Source organism: Formosa algae (genome assembly GCF_001439665.1).
Classification (GTDB): domain Bacteria; phylum Bacteroidota; class Bacteroidia; order Flavobacteriales; family Flavobacteriaceae; genus Formosa; species Formosa algae.
In genome coordinates this window covers 49,166-69,084 of sequence record NZ_LMAK01000078.1, presented here as the reverse complement: position 1 = coordinate 69,084, position 19,919 = coordinate 49,166, and the positions used below count along the sequence as shown (strand labels likewise).

The window sequence follows — 19,919 nt, the reverse complement described above, 5'->3', positions numbered from 1 at the left end:
TTTATAGCCTTTTGTTTTCTGTATTGACAATAATACGTATTAAATGAAGTTTTTGTGTCTTTTTAGCTCTATAATTAAGTATTAATACTTACTTTTGGAATAAGTAATCGAAAAATAACTACGTATATGAAAAAAGTGATAGTTGTAGGAAACGGCATGGTTGGGTATAAGTTTTGTGAAAAATTTGTAGCCAAAGCAGGAAGTGAAGCATTTAAAATAACTGTTTTTGGAGAAGAGCCAAGACCTGCGTACGATCGTGTTCATTTAAGTGAATTTTTCGAGAGTCAAGATGCTAAAGCTTTAGAGATGGCTCCGAGATCTTGGTATGAAGAACATAACATCGAGTTAATTACAGAAGTTCGCATTTCTGATATACATAGAGATAAAAAAACAATCACTAGTGTAGATGATGAAGAATATGATTACGATTATTTGGTATTAGCGACTGGATCTTCTCCTTTTGTCCCGCCAATTAAAGGGGTAGAGAAGGAAGGTGTGTTTGTGTATAGAACCATAGAAGATTTAGAAGGTATGTTAGCATATGCTGCTAAACTAAAAGCGACCAATCCCAATGCTAAAGCCGCTGTGCTTGGTGGTGGTTTGTTAGGTTTAGAAGCAGGGAAAGCGGTAATGGATATGGGATTAGAACCTCATATTGTAGAATTTGCTCCTAAATTAATGCCAAGACAATTAGATTCTAGAAGTAGTCAGGTTCTACAATTGAAGCTAGAATCTATAGGTTTAAATATTCATTTAAGTAAAGCGACCAATCAAATCTTAGGAGATGAGGGTTACATTACAGGAATGGAGTTTGGAGAAGACGATAAGTTAGATGTAGAAATGTTAATTATTTCTGCAGGAATTCGTCCGCGAGATGAGCTAGGTAAAACTTGCGATTTAGAAATGGGAGTTCGTGGCGGTATTGTTGTAAATAACAAAATGCAAACTTCAGATCCTGATGTGTTTGCTATCGGTGAAGTTGCTTTGTATAATCAGATGATATATGGATTAGTCGCACCTGGTTATGATATGGCAGAAGTTGCTGCGAGTCAAATTATAGGTGATGCAGATGTGTTAATGCCGGCAGAAATAGACATGTCTACCAAATTAAAATTAATAGGAGTAGATGTAGCGAGTTTTGGAGAACCTTTTATGCCTGCTTCAAAAGGGCATTCGGTGATTTTCGAAAATAAAACACAGCATTTATATAAACGTATTAATGTCAGTTTAGATGGAAAATCCCTATTAGGAGGAATCCTTGTTGGAGATGCTTCAGATTATAATATGTTACACCAAGTATTTTTAAATGGTATGGCTATTCCTGAAGATCCTGCTCAGTTAATCTTGCCAGCAACAGAAGGCGGTGCTTTTGGTAGTGCTTTAGATTTACCAGATGAAGCTCAAATTTGTTCTTGCGAGAATGTAAGCAAAGGTCAGATTTGTGGTGCTATTAAAGATGGTTCTTGCGAAGATTTAGCTAGTGTTGTTTCTGCAACAAAAGCCAGTACAAGCTGTGGAGGTTGTAAACCTATGGTTACAGATTTAGTCAACGAAACTTTAAAATCTTTAGGGAAAACTGTAAAAAATGTCATTTGCGAACATTTTGAATATAGTCGTCAAGAATTATACGGTATAGTAAAAGTTAAAAAATTAACCAATTTTAATGAGGTCTTAGATGCTTGTGGTACGGGACATGGTTGCGAAACATGTAAGCCTGTAGTGTCTTCTATTTTTGCAAGTTTATATAATATAACTCCTAATAAAGAAGATGTAACCCAAGACACCAACGATAAGTTTTTAGCCAATATACAACGTAACGGAACGTACTCTGTGGTGCCGAGAATTGCAGGAGGAGAGATTACGCCAGAAGGTTTAATTGTGTTAGGGCAGATAGGATCGAAATACAACTTATATACAAAAATTACAGGTGGTGCTCGTATCGATTTCTTTGGCGCGCAGTTAAACGATTTACCTGCCATTTGGAAAGAATTAATAGATGCTGGATTTGAAAGCGGACATGCTTATGGAAAATCATTACGTACGGTAAAAAGTTGTGTGGGTTCTACATGGTGTCGTTACGGATTAGACGAAAGCGTCTCGTTTGCTATTGCTTTAGAAAATAGATACAAAGGTTTGCGTTCGCCTCATAAAATAAAGGGTGGTGTGTCTGGCTGTATTAGAGAATGTGCAGAAGCTCGCGGAAAAGATTTCGGCGTGATTGCTGTAGAAGGTGGATGGAATTTATACGTAGGAGGAAATGGTGGCGCAACACCAAGACATGCAGAGCTATTAGCTGAAAAAATAGATAACGAAACCGTAATAAAATATATAGATCGCTATTTAATGTATTACATACAAACCGCTGCACCGTTAATGCGAACAGCTGCTTGGTTGGATAAATTAGAGGGTGGAATAGAGCAATTGAAGAAAATTGTAATAGAGGACAGTTTGAACATTGTTGAAGAGTTAGAAAAAGATATGCAATTTTTAGTTGATGCTTACGAATGTGAGTGGAAACAAGCTATTGAAAATGAAGACATGAAAAAACGTTTCAGTCACTTCGTTAATTCAGATGATAGAGATGATAACTTGGTATTTGTACCACTAAGAGATCAGAAAATGCCAAAGCATTGGGAAAAAGAAGCTAAAGAAGTAACCCTTTAAGTATATAAGTTATTGTTTTAAAATAGACATTTATGGAAGAAGTACTCTCAAAATACAAAACGGTTAAAGACAATGAAGTTACGGTGTGGTTTAAAGCTGCTTCAGTAGACGCATTTCCTAATGATGGTGGAGCTTGTGTAAAATATAAAGACCTACAAATTGCTGTGTTTAACTTTTCAAGACTAAATGCTTGGTATGCTTGCCAGAATTTATCTCCAGAAAAACAAGAAATGGTATTGTCTCGTGGCATGTTAGGCGATCAAAAAGGAATACCTAAAATTGCATGTCCGTTGCACAAAAAAACATTTTCGTTACTGACAGGTGAAAATCTGAATGGCGATTTAGATCCTATAGCAATTTATCCTGTAAAAATAGAAGACAACTTTGTGTATATCGGATTTTCTGAATAGATTTGATAGATATCCAAAACTATAACATTGTGAGTACAAAATTTGAACAGGCCATAGCATTAATCGATGAAAAAAATGCTCAAGACTTAAATCGCGAAATAGAGAACGGGACATCTATGCCAAAAGAATTGTTGTATTCTCAGCGCATGACGGATTGCCTTTTAGATTATATGCCAACAGCTTCAGAAGCCTTACAAATCGCTGTTCGTGCACAACATATTTGCCGTTGGGAGATTCCTAGAAAGGATTATCCTATGACAAAACCAGGATATATGAATTGGCGTAACGATCTTAAAAAAATGCATGCTAATATAACCGCCGAGATTTTAGAATCTGTAGGTTATGATGCAGAATTTATAGATCGTGTAAAGTTTATAATTAGCAAAAAATCTTTTAAAAAAGATCCAGATTCACAAACGTTAGAAGATGTGGTGTGTTTGGTTTTTCTACAGTTTTATTTTGAGGATTTCGCGAAGAAACACGATACCGATAAATTAATAGATATTGTTCAGAAAACTTGGAATAAAATGTCTGATGCTGCTCATAAAAAAGCAATGACATTACCATATTCAGAATCTAGTTTAAATCTTATTAAACAAGCTTTGGCTTAAATCAAATGACCGACTTGAGTAGTACGTTAGATAATAGTACGTTTGATAGACTCCGTCGTTTATATATTATTGCTTTAGGTGCTATTGCATGTTCTGTGTTTATTAGTCAGATTATTGTACGCAATTTTTTGAAAGATCAGCAGGACGATTCTACTGTTATTAACGTTGCTGGTCGGCAACGTATGCTTAGTCAGAAACTTAGTAAAGAAGTACTTTTAATTGTCAATTCTACCAACGTGTCTAAGCGTTTGGTGTATAAAGATACGTTAAAGAAAACCATTAACAGATGGCAAAATTCTCATATAGGCTTACAGCAGGGGAGCGATAGTTTAAAAATTTCGGGAACCAATAGTGCTGAAATTATAGAGATGTTCTCGCGTCTTCAAATCCCCTTTTCAGAGATGTATCAGGCGTCTCAAAATATTATTTCTAAAATAGAGCAGAATCCCGACATAGAACAAGCTCAATTAGAACCCTTCGAAAAACAAGTTACCGCAAACGAGTATCAGTTTTTAACAATTATGGATACCATTGTAAATCAATACGATGTAGAAGCAAATGAAAAAGTAAACTTGTTGCGAAATTGGGAGCTGTTACTTATGATTTTTACGCTCTTATTATTATTCCTTGAATTCCTCTTTATATTTAAACCAACAGCGAAAATGGTAAAAGAAACCATTACGAGGTTGTTGCATTCCGAACGAAAGGCAATACAAACAGCTTATGAAGCAGATGAATTGCGAGAAGAGAATGAAAAATCTGTAAAAGAGTTACGTGTTTTAAATCAGGCCATGAATAAAACACTGCTATTTGCTAGAGTAACTTCAGATGGTACCATTCTTCATATTGGTGAAAAGTTTTCAAAACTATTTGAGCAGGCAGAGTTCAATATCAATTCGAATTTTTCAGAATTAATTACCACCGGAAAGAATGATCAGCAGTATGTAGAACACGTCTTGAAAACCTACTATAAATCTGGATGGCAAGGCGAAATTAAGGCTTCTAAAAGTACAGGGGACTTGCTGTGGTTAGAGATGTATTTAATTCCTATACATTCTGGTAAAGACCAATCTGAAATTTTAGTTATAGCCTCGGACATCACCGAGAAAAAAGAAGCGCAGCTAGAAGTAGAATCTCTAACGAAACAGAGTTACGAGGAGGAAATGAATCAGCAGAAAATCATTTCAAGTAAAATTATTGAAAACCAAGAGCAAGAGCAAAATCGTATTGCCAAAGATATTCACGATGGTATCGGGCAAATGCTAACGGGTTTAAAATATAATTTAGAAAGTGTAAACCTGAACGATTTAGAAAAAGCGGCTTCCAAAATTGAAAATTTAAAAAGTTTAACGGCCGATATTATTCAAGGCGTAAGAGCGGCAACTTTTAATTTAACACCACCAGAATTAAGTGATTATGGAATTGTCTCGGCGCTATCAAAATTAACGCACGAGTTATCTAAACTTACAGGTAAAACCATAGAACTTTACAATCGTAAAAACTTCAATAAGCGATTAGATTCTTTAGTCGAAATTAATATTTATCGCATTACTCAAGAAGCGATTAATAATGCGATTAAATATGCTGATTCCTCTTATATTTTAGTGTCCGTGTCTCATAGTGATCACATGTTAAGTATTACGATTGATGACGATGGAAAGGGGTTTGATGTGAATCGCCCTAAAAACATTAAGACAGGTGTTGGTGGTATGGGAATGACCTTTATGAAAGAGCGTATAAATTACATAAATGGTCGTCTGTTTTTAAGTTCTTCTCCAGAAACAGGAACCCGAATCACTTTAAATATCCCAATTTAATTAGGTGTATTTACTTATTTTTTGATTATTTTGCTACGTATTAAATAGAATATATAAGTATATGATAAATGTAGTGTTAGCAGACGATCATATTTTAGTTCGTGACGGCATAAAATCATTGTTAGAAGACCAAGAAGGAATTCATGTTGTAGCAGAAGCCTCTAATGGAAAAGAAGCTTTAGATGTCGTAGAAACTGCGCTTCCAGATGTGTTGATTGTGGATATACGTATGCCAGAAATGAATGGAATTGAAGTGGTTGCTGAATTAAAAAAGACAAATAAAGCTGTAAAAACATTAGTGCTCTCCATGCACGACTCTGAAGAATATGTTTTAAATGCTATAAATGCAGGAGCAGATGGCTACTTATTAAAAGGATCAAGTAAAGAAGAATTTATGAAAGCTTTACAAATGATTGCTAGCGGAGGTAAGTATTTTACTGGAGATATATCATCTATTATTATAAATAGTATGGTTAATAAAGGCGGACAACAAGTAGAAGAAGACCAGCCAGAAGCAACTTTTAAGCTCACAAAACGTGAAAAGCAAATTTTAGGATTGGTGTTAGATGGTAAGAGTAATAAAGAAATTGCCGAAGATTTAGATGTGAGTAAGCGAACTGCAGAAGTACATAGATTTAATTTAATGAAAAAATTAGACGTTAAGAACTTAATCGAGCTTACCAAAGTAGCTTCTAAGTATCGATTGGTTTAGTTTATAAAAATGTATATCATTATATTATAGCTTTTTAGGTGTTATTATTAAAAGATTGATAATTTAAGCTTGAAATTTTACTATCTACGTAATAATTGAAAAATTACGTAGATAATTACGTATAAATTAAGTATTATTACTTAGTTTTATCATGTAAACGTAAAATTCCAATATTATGAATCCAACAAAAGCTACAAAATTAGACCTTTTAAATGTAAAGAGTCTTCCTATCCGAACATTCTGGATTACATCAATCGCCTTTTTCTTATGTTTCTTTGCCTGGTTTGGTATCGTACCTTTTATGCCAGATGTTGTTAAAGATTTAGGATTATCACCGTCACAAAAATGGAACTCTATTATTCTTGCAGTTTCAGGAACTGTATTTGCTCGTTTATTAATTGGTAAATTATGTGATAAATACGGACCGCGTTTGTGTTATTCATGGTTACTTGTTTTAGGAGCCATTCCCGTTATTTTATTAGGATTTGTACAAACTCCTCTTCAGTTTTTAGTTTGCCGATTTTTTATTGGTTTTATTGGAGCATCGTTTGTTATCACACAATTTCATACGTCAATTATGTTTGCTCCAAATATTGTAGGAACTGCGAATGCAACTTCTGCCGGTTGGGGGAATTTAGGAGGTGGAGCTAATCGTTTAGGGATGCCAATAATAGCAGCAGCAGTTGTAGCCTTTGGAGCAGCAGAGTCTGAAGCTTGGCGTTATTCTACGATTGTAGCTGGTGTAGTGTGTTTTTTAATGGGACTTGTATATTACAATTTTACTCAAGATACGTTACAAGGAAATTATAAAGATTTGAAAGCAACTGGTGAAATGCCTGTCGCTAAAAAAGATGATGTTAGCTTTTTAGAAGCCATCAAAGATTACCGCGTTTGGATTTTATTCTTAGTCTATGCAGCCTGTTTCGGAATTGAATTGACTGTGTATGGAACGATGGATGATTATCTGCAAAACACCTTTCAATTAGAGCGGGTTACTGCGGGTAATATTGTATTGTCTTTTGCATTAATGAATATTTTTGCCAGAACGCTAGGAGGCTTCTTTGGAGATAAATTTGGAAAATTAAAAGGACTACGCGGACGTGTATTATTCCTAGCCGTTATTTTAGCAGCAGAAGGTATCATGTTGGCATTATTCTCTACTGCAACTGGAATTTTTGTCGGCATTGCATTATTAGTATTGTTTAGTTTAACAGTGCAAATGGCCGAAGGAGCAACCTTTTCTGTGGTCCCGTTTGTAAATCCAAAAGCAATTGGGTCTATTTCTGGAATTGTTGGAGCAGGAGGTAATGTAGGCGCATTCTTAGCCGCTATTTTATTAAAATCTAAATCGGCTGTAGCAGAAAAAGCAGCAATAACAGCGACAGAAGGTATGGGTGCAGAAGCCATTCAAGCAGCACAATCTGCAGCGTCTTCTTCGGCAGTTTCAAGTGGTTTCTTGTTAATCGGATTTACAGTAATCATTGTTGCTATAGGTGTATTAGCTATTAAGTTCGCTCCAGTAGAAGATTCAATCATTGAAAAAGAAATAGAAGACGATTTAGAAGCAGAAATGCTAACACAATCCATTTAAAAAATGTCATTCAAATAATGACTTCGTAATAGATAGTTTCATTACTTTTAGTAGAATAGATAATATATTTAAATCCTGAATATGCCTCAAAAAGAAATTAAAACAACGTGTTCATACTGTGGTGTTGGCTGTGGTATTATTGTAAAGAAGGATGAACATAATAAGGTTTATGTGGAGGGCGATAAAGAGCATCCGGTAAACAGAGGGATGTTGTGTTCTAAAGGTATGAACTTACATTACGTTGCCAACGATGTTTCAGATAGACTGTTGTATCCTGAAATGCGATGGAGTAAATCTCATCCGTTAGAGCGCGTAAGTTGGGATACGGCTTTAGATCGTGCGGCAAAAGTTTTTAAATCTATTATACAAAAATATGGTCCAGACAGCGTGGGGTTTTATGTGTCTGGACAGTGCTTAACCGAAGAATACTATATTGCAAACAAACTAACTAAAGGATTTTTAGGAACCAATAACATAGATACAAATTCTAGGTTATGTATGAGTTCTGCTGTTGTTGGTTATAAAAAAACATTTGGTGAAGATTCTGTGCCTATCTCTTATGAAGATATAGAATTAGCCGATTGTTTTTTAATAACCGGCGCAAATCCGGCATGGTGTCACCCTATACTGTTCAGACGTATTGAGCAACATAAAGAGAAGAATCCAGATGTAAAAATCTTGGTTGTAGATCCTAGAAAAACCGACTCCGCTAATTTCGCAGATGTGCATCTTCAAATTTTACCAGGAACAGATGTTATTTTATATAACGCGATTGGAAGACGTTTAATTGAACGTCGAATGATCGATAAAAACTTTATAAAAGATCATACCGAAAATTTCGAAAAATATAAAAAACAAGTCCTGGGCACTTCATTAAAAGAAGCCGCAACTTTATGTGGTATTACTGTTGATGAAATTAAAAAGGCTGCTCAAATCATTGGAAACTCTAAAGCCTTTATTAGTATGTGGGCTATGGGTCTAAATCAAAGTGCTATTGGAACACATAAAAATTATGCACTTTTAAATCTGTCTTTAATTACCGGACAAGTAGGAAAACCAGGTTGTGGTCCGTTTTCTTTAACCGGACAACCTAATGCTATGGGAGGTCGTGAAGTTGGAGGTATGGCAAATTTATTAGCAGTTCATAAAGATTTATTTAATGAAAAACACCGCCAAGAAGTAGCCGATTTTTGGAAGGTTGATAAAATTTCAGATAAGGCTGGATATACAGCGACAGAAATGTTTGATGCTTTAGAATCTGGTAAAATGAAAGCCGTTTGGGTAGTCTGTACAAACCCAATGGTAAGTATGCCAAATGCACATAAAATTGAAAAAGCCTTAAAACATGCTAAATTTGTTGTGGTACAAGATATTTCTAATCGCTCTGATACTTTAGAGCATGCAGATTTGGTGCTACCAGCTGCAGCCTGGTTAGAAAAAGAAGGTACGATGACAAATTCTGAACGTCGTATTTCATATCTACCAAAAGGTATTGAAGCGCCAGGAGAAGCAAAACCAGATGTAGAGATTTTATGTGAGTTTGCTCAGAAAATGGGATTTGAAGGTTTTGATTATAATTCTACTGCCGAAATTTATCAAGAGTATTGCGAGATGACTAAAGGCTCGAATATTGATGTGTCTGAATTAAGTTACGACCGCTTAAAAGGGGAAGGTACATTTCAATGGCCCGTGTCCGAAACACATAAAGCAGGGACTCCAAGATTATTTCAAGATAAAAAGTTCTACACGCCTTCGCAAAAAGCGATGTTTAATGTGCCAGAATTTATAAAAAATACATCCAATTTACCAAACGAAACTTTTCCATTAATCTTAACTACTGGGCGTGTGCGTGACCAATGGCACACCATGACAAAGACAGGAAAAGTCTCGCGTTTAAAAACACATTATTCTACTCCAGTTTTAGAAATTAGTCAAGTTGATGCCTTCCTAAATAAAATTAAAGATGGCGATGTTGTAGAAGTTACCAGTGCGAAAGGCGTGGTAAGAGTGCGTGCCAAAGTTACAGATAGTGTAAAAAAAGGTGTCGTGTTCTTACCTATGCATTGGGGAAAACAATTGCAGAGTGATTTAAATCGTGCAAATAATTTAACCCACACTATTGTCGATCCAATATCTAAAGAGCCAGATTTTAAATTCACCCGAGTTTCGGTATCAAAATATAAAAAAGAAACAGAAAAAATAATCGTAGTTGGTGCAGGAGCCGCAGCATTTCGTTTTATTCAAAATTACAGAGAACATAGCGAAACCGATAAGATTGTAGTGTTTTCAAAAGAAATAAACCCCTTTTATAACCGTGTGTTACTTCCAGAGTATATCACAGAAGAGTTAAGCTGGGAACAACTTCAAAAAATTAAAGAAAAAGAACTGAAAAAACTTCAAATTGAATTGCATTCAGAAACTTTTATTGTAGAAATTGATCGCGATAATAAACTGGCAACAGATAATCATGGAAATTATCATGCTTATGATAAATTAATTCTAGCAACCGGAAGCCGCTCTTTTGTGCCTAACGATGTGCAGTTAAATTTACCTGGCCGATTCACGTTACGTTCTAAAGATGATGCCGATCGTTTTAAGTCGTATTTAGACGGTACAAATCTAAAAGCAGAAGATCAGCATGTCACTATTGTTGGAGGTGGACTTTTAGGTTTAGAGCTTGCTGCCGCTTTAAAACACAGAAATGTTAATACAACCATTATTCAGCGAGCGTCTAATTTAATGGAGCGTCAGTTAGATCCTATTTCTTGTAAACTATTAGCTAAGCATGTACAGGAATTGGGTATTCAGATCTATTTTTCTAACGAAGTGAGTACAGTGTTTGACGACGAGAATACTAAAAACGCATTAAATATCACCTTAAAAAGTGGGAAGACATTTAAATCTAATGCCATTGTGTATGCTATTGGAACGCGACCAAATATAGAGATTGCAAAATCTAGTGGTGTTGCATGTGGCCGTGGTATAAAAGTGAATCATCATTTACAGTCTTCAGATCCAAGTATTTTTGCCATTGGTGAAATTGCTGAATTCAATAATAATATTTTAGGAATTACTTCTGCCGCCGAAGAACAAGCAGCCATTCTTGCAAATTATTTAGCAGGAGATATTAGTAGTATGTACAAAGGATCTGTATCGATGAATATTTTAAAATTCAGCGATTTAGATTTATGTAGCTTAGGAAATATATCTGTACCTGAAAATGATAATAGTTACGAAGAAATTATCTTTATGGATATGTCTAAGCGTTACTATAAAAAATGTATTGTAAAAGACGATTTGCTAGTCGGAGCCGTTTTAATGGGGGATAAGAATGAATTTGCAGAATTTAAAACCCTTATTGAGAGTAAGGTAGAACTGTCTGATAAACGAGATAAATTGCTGCGAGGCGCATCTAGCGATAAACCTATGGTTGGGAAATTGGTGTGTTCTTGTAGTCAAGTTGGAGAAGGAAATATAACAGAAGCCATTACTAACGGTTGTACAAATTTCACTGAGTTATGTAACCAAACGGGAGCAGGGTTAGGATGTGGAAGTTGTAAAACTGAAGTGAGAGAGATATTAAATAATCATAAAGTTTTAGCATGATGAAAGCGTTATCTAGATTAATTGTAAAGGGTGGTGTATTGTCGCCAGGAGAGTTAAAATCGATTTGTTTATCCGCAGAACGTCTAGGGTTAGATACCATTTCTTTTGGGTCTAGACAAGATATTTTAATTTCTGAAAATGTAACATCTCAGGCTTTAGAAACTATAGAAAATCTTCAGGTGGTACCAGCTCATGGCGAAGGTTCTGTAAATATCGTATCGTCTTATGTGAGTGCAGGAATTTTTTCGAGTACAACCTGGTTAACAGGAGAAAAGTATCTGTATGTTTTAGAACAATTTAGAACGCATCCGCAATTAAAAGTTAATATTACAGATCCCAAACAACGATTGGTGCCGCTATTTACAGGGCATTTAAATTTTATAGCTTCAGAACATGAAGATTATTGGTATTTGTATGTGCGTTTGCCAGAATGGGAAACCGCAGTTGTATACCCTGCATTAATTTATAGTTGGGATATGGCTAAAATTCAAACAACAATTGAAGGGCTTCTACAAGAAGAGCCAGAAAGCGTCGAGATGATTTTCGATTTGGTAAACGATGCAATCGATACAAATAATAGGACCATTGATAAACCTCTACATGTCCCATTTTATCCGTTTCCGTATTACGAAGGCATGAATAGAATTGGGAACGATAAGTATTGGTTAGGGTTGTACTGGAGAAATAATAATTACGATTTAGACTTCTTGAAAGCCATGTGCGATTTGTGTTCTGATTGTAAAATTGGAAAGATCTCAATTACGCCTTGGAAATCGTTTATTGTAAAAGATATTCCAAATGAATCTAAATTGATTTGGGAAAAATTCTTGGGAAAATATGGAATTAACGTACGTCACTCTATGCTTGAATTAAATTGGCATTTGCCAGTAGCTAATGAAGAAGCGTTAAGATTGAAAAAGTATTTAGTGTCAAATTTCGATCAGAACGATATTAGTACTTATGGTTTAACCTTTGCGATTACAGAATACACGAAGAAAGCATATTACTTCACATCTATAGTGATTGAAAAGAATGAACAGCCTAAAGGTTTGTCCGATTTTAAAATTAGGGATACCTATAATTTATTATATGCAAAGAATTTCGACCCGAATTCTAGAGAGTATATTACTCATGTTCAAGATATAGACCAAGTAGAACTTCCAGGTTTACTTATGGAATTAAGTCAGTTGTATTTTGAGCAACTCGGAACAGAACGTGAAGATGAAAAACAAATTAAAACGGAGGCAGAAATTAAAGATGCTGAAGTATATCAATGTCAAGATTGCTTAACCATTTATAATGAAGTATATGGAGACGCCACGCAAGACATTGTTCCAAATACACCGTTTTCTGCATTGCCAGATACTTATGAATGTGCGCTTTGTGAAGCTCCGAAATCGAGTTTTAAAAAGACCACCCACAAACAACATGTAAGTCAAGATTAGCCACCAATAGTAATCATACTTCTATTATTGTTGTGGTTTTCGGGGTTGTTAAGTGTTTCAAAATCTGTCATGCCTGCACGTACAGCATATTTTTTCTGTATTAAATTAGCAATAAGCGGTTCAATATTTTCACCATGTCTGTAAGCCTTTAATAGATTAGTTTCCTGGTTAGAAAATAGACAGTTTTTAATATTTCCGTTCGCCGTTAAGCGAATACGATTACAACTGTCGCAAAACGGATTACTTACCGAACTAATAATACCAAAAGTGCCTTTATAACCTTCTATTTGATAATTTCTAGAAGTGAAATTGGCTTCGTTTTTTAGAGATATAACAGGGTCTGCACCAAAATGAGCATGAGTTTGTTCTAAAATTTCAGCTTGAGTAACCAGTTTTTCTTTGTTCCAATTATTACCATCAAACGGCATAAATTCTATAAAGCGAATGGCAATAGGAAGATGTTTGGTGAATTTGATAAAATCGATAATCTCATCGTCATTAAAGCCTTTAATTAACACCACATTCATTTTCACGTTAAACCCTTGTTCTAATAAAAGAATGATGTTGTTATATGCTTCTTTAAACTGATTTCTTCGTGTAATAAAAGTGAATTTATCGGCTTGTAAACTGTCTAAACTCACATTAATATCTTGTAATCCATAGTTCTTAAAATCGTCAATAAACCGATTTACAATAACGGCATTAGTTGTAATGGATAATTTTACATTTAAAGTTGCCAGACGTTTAAGGATTTCAGAGAAATCTTTTCTCACTAAAGGTTCGCCACCAGTTAACCTAATTTTAGTCACGCCATGTTTTACAAAAGTAGATGCGATTTCAAAAATCTCATGGGCCGTCATAATATGGGATTTTGGTGTTAAAGGCACGCCATTTTCTGGCATACAATAGGTGCAACGTAAATTACATTTTTCGGTTAATGATATACGTAAATACGAATGATGGCGTCCAAAATCGTCGGTTAATATGTTGTTTTGTTTGGTCATTCTAATGTTGCTGTCCTCTTAAAATCTTAAAAATATGAAGCACATGAGGGAACACAGCATCCATAGATTCTTTAGCGCCATTTGTAGAGCCCGGTAAAGCCAGAACAAGGCAATTTCCTATAGTTCCTGCTACACTTCTGGATAACATGGCATACGGCATGCGGTCCTGACCATAACTTCTAATGGCTTCTTCTATACCTGGAATTCTACGTTCTAAAATAGGTTCTAGTGCTTCGGGAGTGACGTCGCGAAACGATAAACCTGTACCACCTGTAAAAATGATGAGGTTGTTGGTTTCAGACAATTCAATTGCTTTGGTTCTAATCAATTCGACTTCGTCTGGGATAATATCGTAATTCTTGATAATGACATCATTCGCTTCTAGTTTTTCAATAATGGCCTTTCCAGCAAAATCTTCTTTTTTGCCTTGAGAAATCGAATCTGAACACACGATAACACTCGCCTTTAAAGTTGAAATTTGCTTATTCTTGAAACTGCTTTTTCCACCTTTTTTCTCAAGTAATTTAATGCTGCCAATTTCAATACGCTTGTCAATGGGTTTCAACATATCGTACATCGTCAACGCGACTACAGATGCGCCGTGCATGGCTTCAACTTCAACCCCAGTTTTATAAATGGTTTTCACGTTGAAAAGGATATGAATCTCTAAACCTTCAATGTTATAACTCACGGAAGTAAATTCGATAGGCAAGGGGTGACAGTCAGGAATAACTGTATGTGTATTTTTTACGGCAAATAGTCCTGCTGTTTTTGCCATTTCAAACACATTTCCTTTCGGAACCAAGTTTTTTAGAATCGATTCAATTGTTTCGGGTTTACTCACTTTTACAATAGCGGTTGCTGTTGCAGTGCGTAATGTTTTTATTTTGTGGGTAATGTCTACCATCTTATTTGATATTGGTTTTCCATTGGTGGGTGTCGTCTTCAAAGATTTCTTTTCCAAAAATGGGTACTTTCTTTTTTACAATATTGACTAAATATTCTGTCGCAGCATAAATATCTTTACTGTGTTTAGCCGATACAAATACAAAAAAACAAAGCTCTCCAGCTTTAATTTTTCCTAAACTGTGATAGATATGCATACAGGTTAAGTCGAAAGTTTTAAAGGCTTTTTCTCTAATTTCTGCAATTTGTTCCAACGCCATATCTTCGTAAGCAGTAAAGTCTATAGCAGCTACAGTTTTACCTTCAATCTCGTCTGCGCGCACTTGTCCTAAAAATATATTATGTCCGCCAATGCTATGTTTGCTTTGGTGTTTTGCAATAGAATCGGAGATAAAGCTAGGCGAAATAGGACCTTCAATAAATACAGTTTTCTTTTTCATGAGTTTTTATTTTATAAATAGTCGGTATTAAAATAGTAGTCAAATGCCATGCTGAGGTGTTGTATTCAGCATCTCATTATTATTGTGAAATAACGCGTTTTAGTGTAACACTTAATTAGGGTTAATCTAATTTTAGCCACCTGCAAATGGTGGTAAAAGCGCAATTTCGTCTTGGAACTGAAGGGTAACATCTTCGGAATCCTGGACTAATTTATGGTTTAGAGCAACATGAAACGAAGCTGGATTTAATTGATATTTTACTTTTAAATCCTGCACCAATTCTGAAAGCTTTAAAGCTTTAAAATCCATTTGCTCTTCTGTACACTTTGTGTGTTCGGCGAGCATGCCAAAGTATTTTATAGTAATCATTTTCTTATTCTTTTTTAGAGACTAAACCCTTAGTAACCTTGTTCATTTCGTCTACTTTTTGCTGAAAATCACCTTTTAATGTTTTTCTATACAGGTTTAAATTTGATACCAATTCGGTGATGTTTTCTGGAATAACTTCCTCGAAAAGCTGACGTAATCGTTTAGCTGTTGTCGGGGATTTTCCGTTAGTTGAAATGGCAATTTTTACATGTCCTTTGGTTACAATGCCTCCTAAATAAAAATCGCATTGGTCTGGAGTATCTGCAATATTTACCAATAAATGTTTCGCTTTGGCTTCTTTATTAATTTGCAAATTAACATCTAAATTGTCTGTACAGCCAATTACAAAATGGCGCTGTTCTAAATCTGAAATATCGTATGCTTTCTGAATTAAATTCACGTTTTCATGTTGACTGGCTAAGTCTTTTAATTCTTCTAAAAAGTCTATAGATATGACATCCACATTAGCATTCGGACTCGACTTTAATAAGAAACTTAATTTCTCTAAACCAACATTTCCGCCACCAACTATGAGGATGTCTAGTTGGTTTACTTTTAAAAATATAGGGTATAATTCGTTACGTTCCATGTTATTTTGTTATAGGTTCTATGTCTAAATTTTGATATATAAAATCGTCTTCCATAAACTGTTCATTATAGTAAGTCAGTAAACTTTTATGTCCGTTTACGACTTCACCAATAATGATAATGGCGGGAGACGACAGTTGTTTGTCTTTTACTAATTTCACAATAGTTGCTATGGTGCCCACAGCTTGTTTTGCTTCTTTTTTTGTGCCATTTTGTATAATGGCTACTGGCATGTCTGCTCGATTATTTGCTTTATATAGCGCTGTGATTTCGGAAAGTTTAGACATGCCCATTAAAATAATAACCGTGGCAGAAGATTGTGCTGCGAGTTTAACATCGGCAGACAGGGTGCGATTAGATGTTGTTCCTGTAATCACCCAAAAACTTTCGGAAACTCTGCGATGTGTAACAGGAATTCCCACCGAAGCCGGAACAGCAATAGCTGAGGTAATTCCAGGAATAATTGCCGTTTTAATACCAAAACCTTCTAAGTAATCTGTTTCCTCTTTTCCGCGACCAAATACAAACGGGTCGCCACCTTTTAGTCTCACTACTTTTCCGTATTTTTTGGCGTAACTAACAAGTAAGTCGTTAATCTCATCTTGCGTATAGCTATGGTTTCCTTTGCGTTTCCCAATGTATAATTTTACAGCATCAGGCGCATGGTCTAAAATATCTTCGTTCACCAAGGCATCATATAATACGGCTTTTGCTTTTTTTAATGCTTTTACAGCTTTTAAAGTCAGTAAATCCGGGTCTCCCGGGCCTGCACCAACAAGGGTCACTTTAGGTTGTATATCTGCTTTTTTCATAATTTACGCTGTATTAAAATTTGTAATTCATCATGAGTATTGATATTGTAAAGCGCTTCGAAATCTCGAGAAGCTACTTGGATGCGATGATAGGTTGACGACTGTATTAAATGCATCAATTTTAAATGGTTTTGCTGAATAGCGGTTTCAAATTTCTGAAGATTATTCGTGCTATACATTCCAATTAATGGGTAATCTCTAGTACTATCTGAGACAAAAGTGATGTTAGAATTAATCACTTTTGAGTTGATTAAATACCTGTTTATAATGTGTGTAGATATCATGGGAATATCGCAACTTAAAATTAAATTTTGTTGTGTTTTTGTATGTGATAAGGCCGTGTGAATGCCTCCAACTGGACCTTTGTCTTTATGAATATCTGCTACTAACGGGTAGTTGTACACGCTATAATCTGTATTTTCTGTAATAAGATAGATGTGATTAGATATTGGTTTAACAGCTTCTAAAATCCATTCAATAAATGGTTTGTTATTAAACACGACCAAGCCTTTCTCTGTTTGCATACGAGAACTTTTTCCGCCGCAAAGAATATAAACTGATATGTGTTTTTGAATAGACATTAAAATATAAATAATTTAAGTGATGCTAATAGTAAAACGAATGATAACATATACGTTAGCTTTACGTTTGAAAAGCGTTGGCTCCCATATATTGCGCCTAATGTACCGCCAATTAACGCAAACGGAATCAAGTAAAAAGATTCTGTAGGGAAACTGTCGTTTTTTATTAGAAACCCTACTAGGCCTGCTACAGAATTTACAAATATAAATAGGGCAGATACGGCCGCCGATTCTTTAGTTGTTCCCCAAGCGAGCAGTAAAATTATCGGACTTAAAATAATACCGCCACCAATACCAATCATGCCAGAAAACAATCCGATGCCACAACCAACAATTAAAGCTAAAGGTAACTGTACTGCCTTTTCAGCGTGTTGTTCTTTACCAAACACACCTAAAATACGTAAGACCGCTATGATTAAAAATACACCTAAAATCTGTTTGTATAATGTGGTATTTATCGTGAGGTAACCGCCAATAAAAGCTGCAGGAATAGATGTTATAGCAAATGGATAAAAGAGTTGCCATTTAAAATGTTTGTTCTTTTTAAAATACCAAAATGATATGCCACTCACAAAAATATTTAATAGCAATGCAGTGGGTTTTATAATGACAATGGGAAATGAAAATAAAGCCATTAATGCCAAATATCCGCTCGCACCACCATGCCCAACCGATGCATACAAAAATGATATGCAGATGAGAATTAACGCAAAGAGTATAAATACATTGGTGCTAAGATATTCCATTGGTAACGGGCTTAAATTCGTTGTTTAAGTAGGTTTCGCATTTATCGTTTAATTTTTCAAAGGTTTTAATAAGGTGTTTACCATAGGCCGTAAGTGTAGAGCTTCCTCCAGATTTTCCACCTATAGATTTAATTAATAACGGTTCGTCTGCCAACTGCTCCATGTCGTTTAATAAATTCCATGCTTTTTTATACGACATATTTAAGGCCTTTGCAGCTGCTGTTATGGAATGTTCGCTATCTACTTTTTTAAGCAATTCAATTTTCCCATAACCTATAAAAGGCTTGCCGTCTTTTTCTATCCAGATTCTACTTTTAATTTCCATAGCCGTCTAATTGTATACAGGTTACTTGTTCTTGTGGTTCTAAATATGTTACGTCTTCTGGAATGGTGACTAATACATTACTCGTAGCAAAAGTGTTTAACATAGACGATTGCTGACTTGGTAAAACACTAACGCTTCCGTTTTTGCAATACGCTTTAAGAAACAATGTTTTTCCCGTAGTATTCTTAAATTCTGAATGCAGCTTGGCTTGTGCCCGTGGTAAATGATAATCGGGATAAGCCGCATATTTTTTTAATAGTGGTAATACATATACATAAAAGCATGTTAAGGCTGAGGCCGGATTTCCAGGAAGAGCAAATACAAATTGTTGGTCTTTCTTTCCAAACCACAACGGCTTTCCTGGTTTCTGATTGATTTTATAAAACAATTCATCTACATGATTTAGGTCTAATGCCTCTTTTACAAAATCGTAATCTCCTACAGAAATACCACCAGAGATTAATAAAAAGTCACCATAGTCTAACGCCTTTTTTATGGCTTTTTTCGTGGCTTTTAAAGTGTCTTTAGCAGTAAATGTTTTTACTTTCTTTATGCCAAACCGGTGTAACGCCATGCGAAGCATCACCGAATTACTTTCGTAAATAGCACCTTCTTTTAAGGGTTTGCCATGTTGTTGTAATTCATTTCCGGTAACTAAAACCGAAACTTTAGGTGATTTATATATAGCGATTGTAGAAATGCCTAATCCTGCTAAGAATCCAATAGCCGCTTCGTTTAAACGTGTGCCTTTTTTTAATACCAATTCACCAGCATGAACTTGTTCGCCTATTGGTCTAACATTAGCACCTTGCCGTGGCATTTTAGTAATGCTAATGGTATTGCCATCTCTAACGACGTGTTCTTGCATAACTACGGTGTCTGCAGTCTCTGGAACTTTTGCTCCAGTAAAAATGCGTACAGCCTCTAAAGGTTGAAGCGTAATTTGTTTAGCTTCTCCAGCTTTAGACTCTTCAGTGATCTTATAGTAAGAGTCTTCACTCCATATAATAGCGTAGCCATCCATTGCAGATTGCCTAAACGACGGCATATTAATAGGTGCTGAAATGTCTTCTGCTAATATGTAGCCTAAACTCTTTGCGATATTAACCTCCTTAATATGATGAGCAACTAAGGTGGTGTCTATAATATGTAAGGCTTGCTGAACTGATATCATTTATTCTGAGCGTTATGTCTTGTCGAATATAACGAATAAAAGCATTCAAAATACAAAAACTAAGTATTTTTACGTAGTTTTTAAGTATTGTTCATTTAATTGATAATTCACTAAAGAA

Annotated in this window: 18 protein-coding genes; 8 read left to right on the top strand and 10 right to left on the bottom strand. The window is 35.2% G+C overall.

Annotated elements, in window-relative coordinates; translation table 11 throughout:
• Positions 1-126 precede the first annotated feature (126 nt).
• From nirB to AST99_RS16995, 8 genes are all read left to right on the top strand, one after another.
• Positions 127-2,664 (top strand): nitrite reductase large subunit NirB, encoded by a 2,538-nt coding sequence (gene nirB / locus AST99_RS17030; protein ID WP_057783824.1) that lies wholly within the window; start codon positions 127-129, stop codon positions 2,662-2,664.
• 32 nt (positions 2,665-2,696) lie between these two features.
• Positions 2,697-3,074, top strand: coding sequence for a nitrite reductase small subunit NirD (gene nirD, locus AST99_RS17025; RefSeq protein WP_057783823.1), 378 nt, complete (start codon positions 2,697-2,699; stop codon positions 3,072-3,074).
• 29 nt (positions 3,075-3,103) lie between these two features.
• Positions 3,104-3,685, top strand: a complete 582-nt coding sequence (locus AST99_RS17020; RefSeq protein WP_057784056.1) for a DUF4202 domain-containing protein — start codon at positions 3,104-3,106, stop codon at positions 3,683-3,685.
• 5 nt (positions 3,686-3,690) lie between these two features.
• Positions 3,691-5,502 carry an ATP-binding protein gene (locus AST99_RS17015; RefSeq protein WP_057783822.1) on the top strand — a complete coding sequence of 604 codons (1,812 nt, stop codon included), beginning with the start codon at positions 3,691-3,693 and terminating at the stop codon, positions 5,500-5,502.
• A 61-nt stretch (positions 5,503-5,563) separates the two neighbouring features.
• The gene (locus AST99_RS17010) at positions 5,564-6,214 is read left to right on the top strand and encodes a response regulator (RefSeq protein WP_057783821.1); all 651 of its coding nucleotides are present in this window, start codon (positions 5,564-5,566) and stop codon (positions 6,212-6,214) included.
• 175 nt (positions 6,215-6,389) lie between these two features.
• The gene (locus AST99_RS17005; RefSeq protein WP_057783820.1) at positions 6,390-7,805 is read left to right on the top strand and encodes an MFS transporter; all 1,416 of its coding nucleotides are present in this window, start codon (positions 6,390-6,392) and stop codon (positions 7,803-7,805) included.
• Positions 7,806-7,886: 81 nt separating this feature from the next.
• Entirely contained in the window at positions 7,887-11,411 is a 3,525-nt protein-coding gene (locus tag AST99_RS17000; protein WP_057783819.1) for a nitrate reductase, read from the top strand.
• Complete coding sequence (locus tag AST99_RS16995) at positions 11,408-12,856, top strand: rubredoxin (RefSeq protein WP_057783818.1); 1,449 nt, start codon at positions 11,408-11,410, stop codon at positions 12,854-12,856. The genes AST99_RS17000 and AST99_RS16995 overlap by 4 nt, the downstream gene beginning before the upstream one ends.
• Here AST99_RS16995 and moaA read toward each other — a convergent pair.
• The 10 genes from moaA to AST99_RS16945 form a co-directional block, all read right to left on the bottom strand.
• Positions 12,853-13,860, bottom strand: coding sequence for a GTP 3',8-cyclase MoaA (gene moaA / locus AST99_RS16990; protein ID WP_057783817.1), 1,008 nt, complete (start codon positions 13,858-13,860; stop codon positions 12,853-12,855). The genes AST99_RS16995 and moaA overlap by 4 nt on opposite strands.
• 1 nt (position 13,861) lies before the next feature.
• Entirely contained in the window at positions 13,862-14,767 is a 906-nt protein-coding gene (moaCB, locus tag AST99_RS16985) for a bifunctional molybdenum cofactor biosynthesis protein MoaC/MoaB (RefSeq protein ID WP_057783816.1), read from the bottom strand.
• 1 nt (position 14,768) lies between these two features.
• A complete protein-coding gene (locus AST99_RS16980) occupies positions 14,769-15,206 on the bottom strand; it encodes a molybdenum cofactor biosynthesis protein MoaE (protein WP_057783815.1) in 438 nt (145 codons plus the stop codon).
• A gap of 132 nt (positions 15,207-15,338) precedes the next feature.
• The gene (locus AST99_RS16975; RefSeq protein WP_057783814.1) at positions 15,339-15,575 is read right to left on the bottom strand and encodes a MoaD/ThiS family protein; all 237 of its coding nucleotides are present in this window, start codon (positions 15,573-15,575) and stop codon (positions 15,339-15,341) included.
• Between the two features lie 4 nt (positions 15,576-15,579).
• A complete protein-coding gene (locus AST99_RS16970) occupies positions 15,580-16,164 on the bottom strand; it encodes a precorrin-2 dehydrogenase/sirohydrochlorin ferrochelatase family protein (protein WP_057783813.1) in 585 nt (194 codons plus the stop codon).
• 1 nt (position 16,165) lies between these two features.
• Positions 16,166-16,975: a uroporphyrinogen-III C-methyltransferase gene (gene cobA, locus AST99_RS16965; RefSeq protein ID WP_057783812.1), complete on the bottom strand. Its 810-nt coding sequence runs from the start codon at positions 16,973-16,975 to the stop codon at positions 16,166-16,168.
• Entirely contained in the window at positions 16,972-17,556 is a 585-nt protein-coding gene (locus AST99_RS16960) for a molybdenum cofactor guanylyltransferase (protein ID WP_057783811.1), read from the bottom strand. Before AST99_RS16960 ends, cobA begins: the two co-directional genes overlap by 4 nt.
• Positions 17,556-18,302, bottom strand: coding sequence for a sulfite exporter TauE/SafE family protein (locus AST99_RS16955; protein ID WP_057783810.1), 747 nt, complete (start codon positions 18,300-18,302; stop codon positions 17,556-17,558). The genes AST99_RS16960 and AST99_RS16955 overlap by 1 nt, the downstream gene beginning before the upstream one ends.
• Positions 18,289-18,627: a winged helix-turn-helix domain-containing protein gene (locus tag AST99_RS16950; RefSeq protein WP_057783809.1), complete on the bottom strand. Its 339-nt coding sequence runs from the start codon at positions 18,625-18,627 to the stop codon at positions 18,289-18,291. The genes AST99_RS16955 and AST99_RS16950 overlap by 14 nt, the downstream gene beginning before the upstream one ends.
• Positions 18,617-19,801, bottom strand: coding sequence for a molybdopterin molybdotransferase MoeA (locus AST99_RS16945; RefSeq protein ID WP_057783808.1), 1,185 nt, complete (start codon positions 19,799-19,801; stop codon positions 18,617-18,619). Before AST99_RS16945 ends, AST99_RS16950 begins: the two co-directional genes overlap by 11 nt.
• Between the last annotated feature and the right edge of the window lie 118 nt (positions 19,802-19,919).

Excerpts from the sequence above, each read along its gene's own strand:
- nirB (WP_057783824.1), top strand. The coding sequence starts at position 127 with ATGAAAAAAGTGATAGTTGTAGGAAACGGCATGGTTGGGTATAAGTTT.
- nirD (WP_057783823.1), top strand. The coding sequence starts at position 2,697 with ATGGAAGAAGTACTCTCAAAATACAAAACGGTTAAAGACAATGAAGTT.
- AST99_RS17000 (WP_057783819.1), top strand. The coding sequence starts at position 7,887 with ATGCCTCAAAAAGAAATTAAAACAACGTGTTCATACTGTGGTGTTGGC.
- AST99_RS16975 (WP_057783814.1), bottom strand. The coding sequence starts at position 15,575 with ATGATTACTATAAAATACTTTGGCATGCTCGCCGAACACACAAAGTGT.
- AST99_RS16950 (WP_057783809.1), bottom strand. The coding sequence starts at position 18,627 with ATGGAAATTAAAAGTAGAATCTGGATAGAAAAAGACGGCAAGCCTTTT.
- moaA (WP_057783817.1), bottom strand. The coding sequence starts at position 13,860 with ATGACCAAACAAAACAACATATTAACCGACGATTTTGGACGCCATCAT.
- cobA (WP_057783812.1), bottom strand. The coding sequence starts at position 16,975 with ATGAAAAAAGCAGATATACAACCTAAAGTGACCCTTGTTGGTGCAGGC.
- AST99_RS16945 (WP_057783808.1), bottom strand. The coding sequence starts at position 19,801 with ATGATATCAGTTCAGCAAGCCTTACATATTATAGACACCACCTTAGTT.
- AST99_RS17010 (WP_057783821.1), top strand. The coding sequence starts at position 5,564 with ATGATAAATGTAGTGTTAGCAGACGATCATATTTTAGTTCGTGACGGC.
- AST99_RS16955 (WP_057783810.1), bottom strand. The coding sequence starts at position 18,302 with ATGGAATATCTTAGCACCAATGTATTTATACTCTTTGCGTTAATTCTC.
- AST99_RS16995 (WP_057783818.1), top strand. The coding sequence starts at position 11,408 with ATGATGAAAGCGTTATCTAGATTAATTGTAAAGGGTGGTGTATTGTCG.
- AST99_RS17005 (WP_057783820.1), top strand. The coding sequence starts at position 6,390 with ATGAATCCAACAAAAGCTACAAAATTAGACCTTTTAAATGTAAAGAGT.
- AST99_RS16970 (WP_057783813.1), bottom strand. The coding sequence starts at position 16,164 with ATGGAACGTAACGAATTATACCCTATATTTTTAAAAGTAAACCAACTA.
- AST99_RS16960 (WP_057783811.1), bottom strand. The coding sequence starts at position 17,556 with ATGTCTATTCAAAAACACATATCAGTTTATATTCTTTGCGGCGGAAAA.
- AST99_RS16980 (WP_057783815.1), bottom strand. The coding sequence starts at position 15,206 with ATGAAAAAGAAAACTGTATTTATTGAAGGTCCTATTTCGCCTAGCTTT.
- AST99_RS17015 (WP_057783822.1), top strand. The coding sequence starts at position 3,691 with ATGACCGACTTGAGTAGTACGTTAGATAATAGTACGTTTGATAGACTC.
- moaCB (WP_057783816.1), bottom strand. The coding sequence starts at position 14,767 with ATGGTAGACATTACCCACAAAATAAAAACATTACGCACTGCAACAGCA.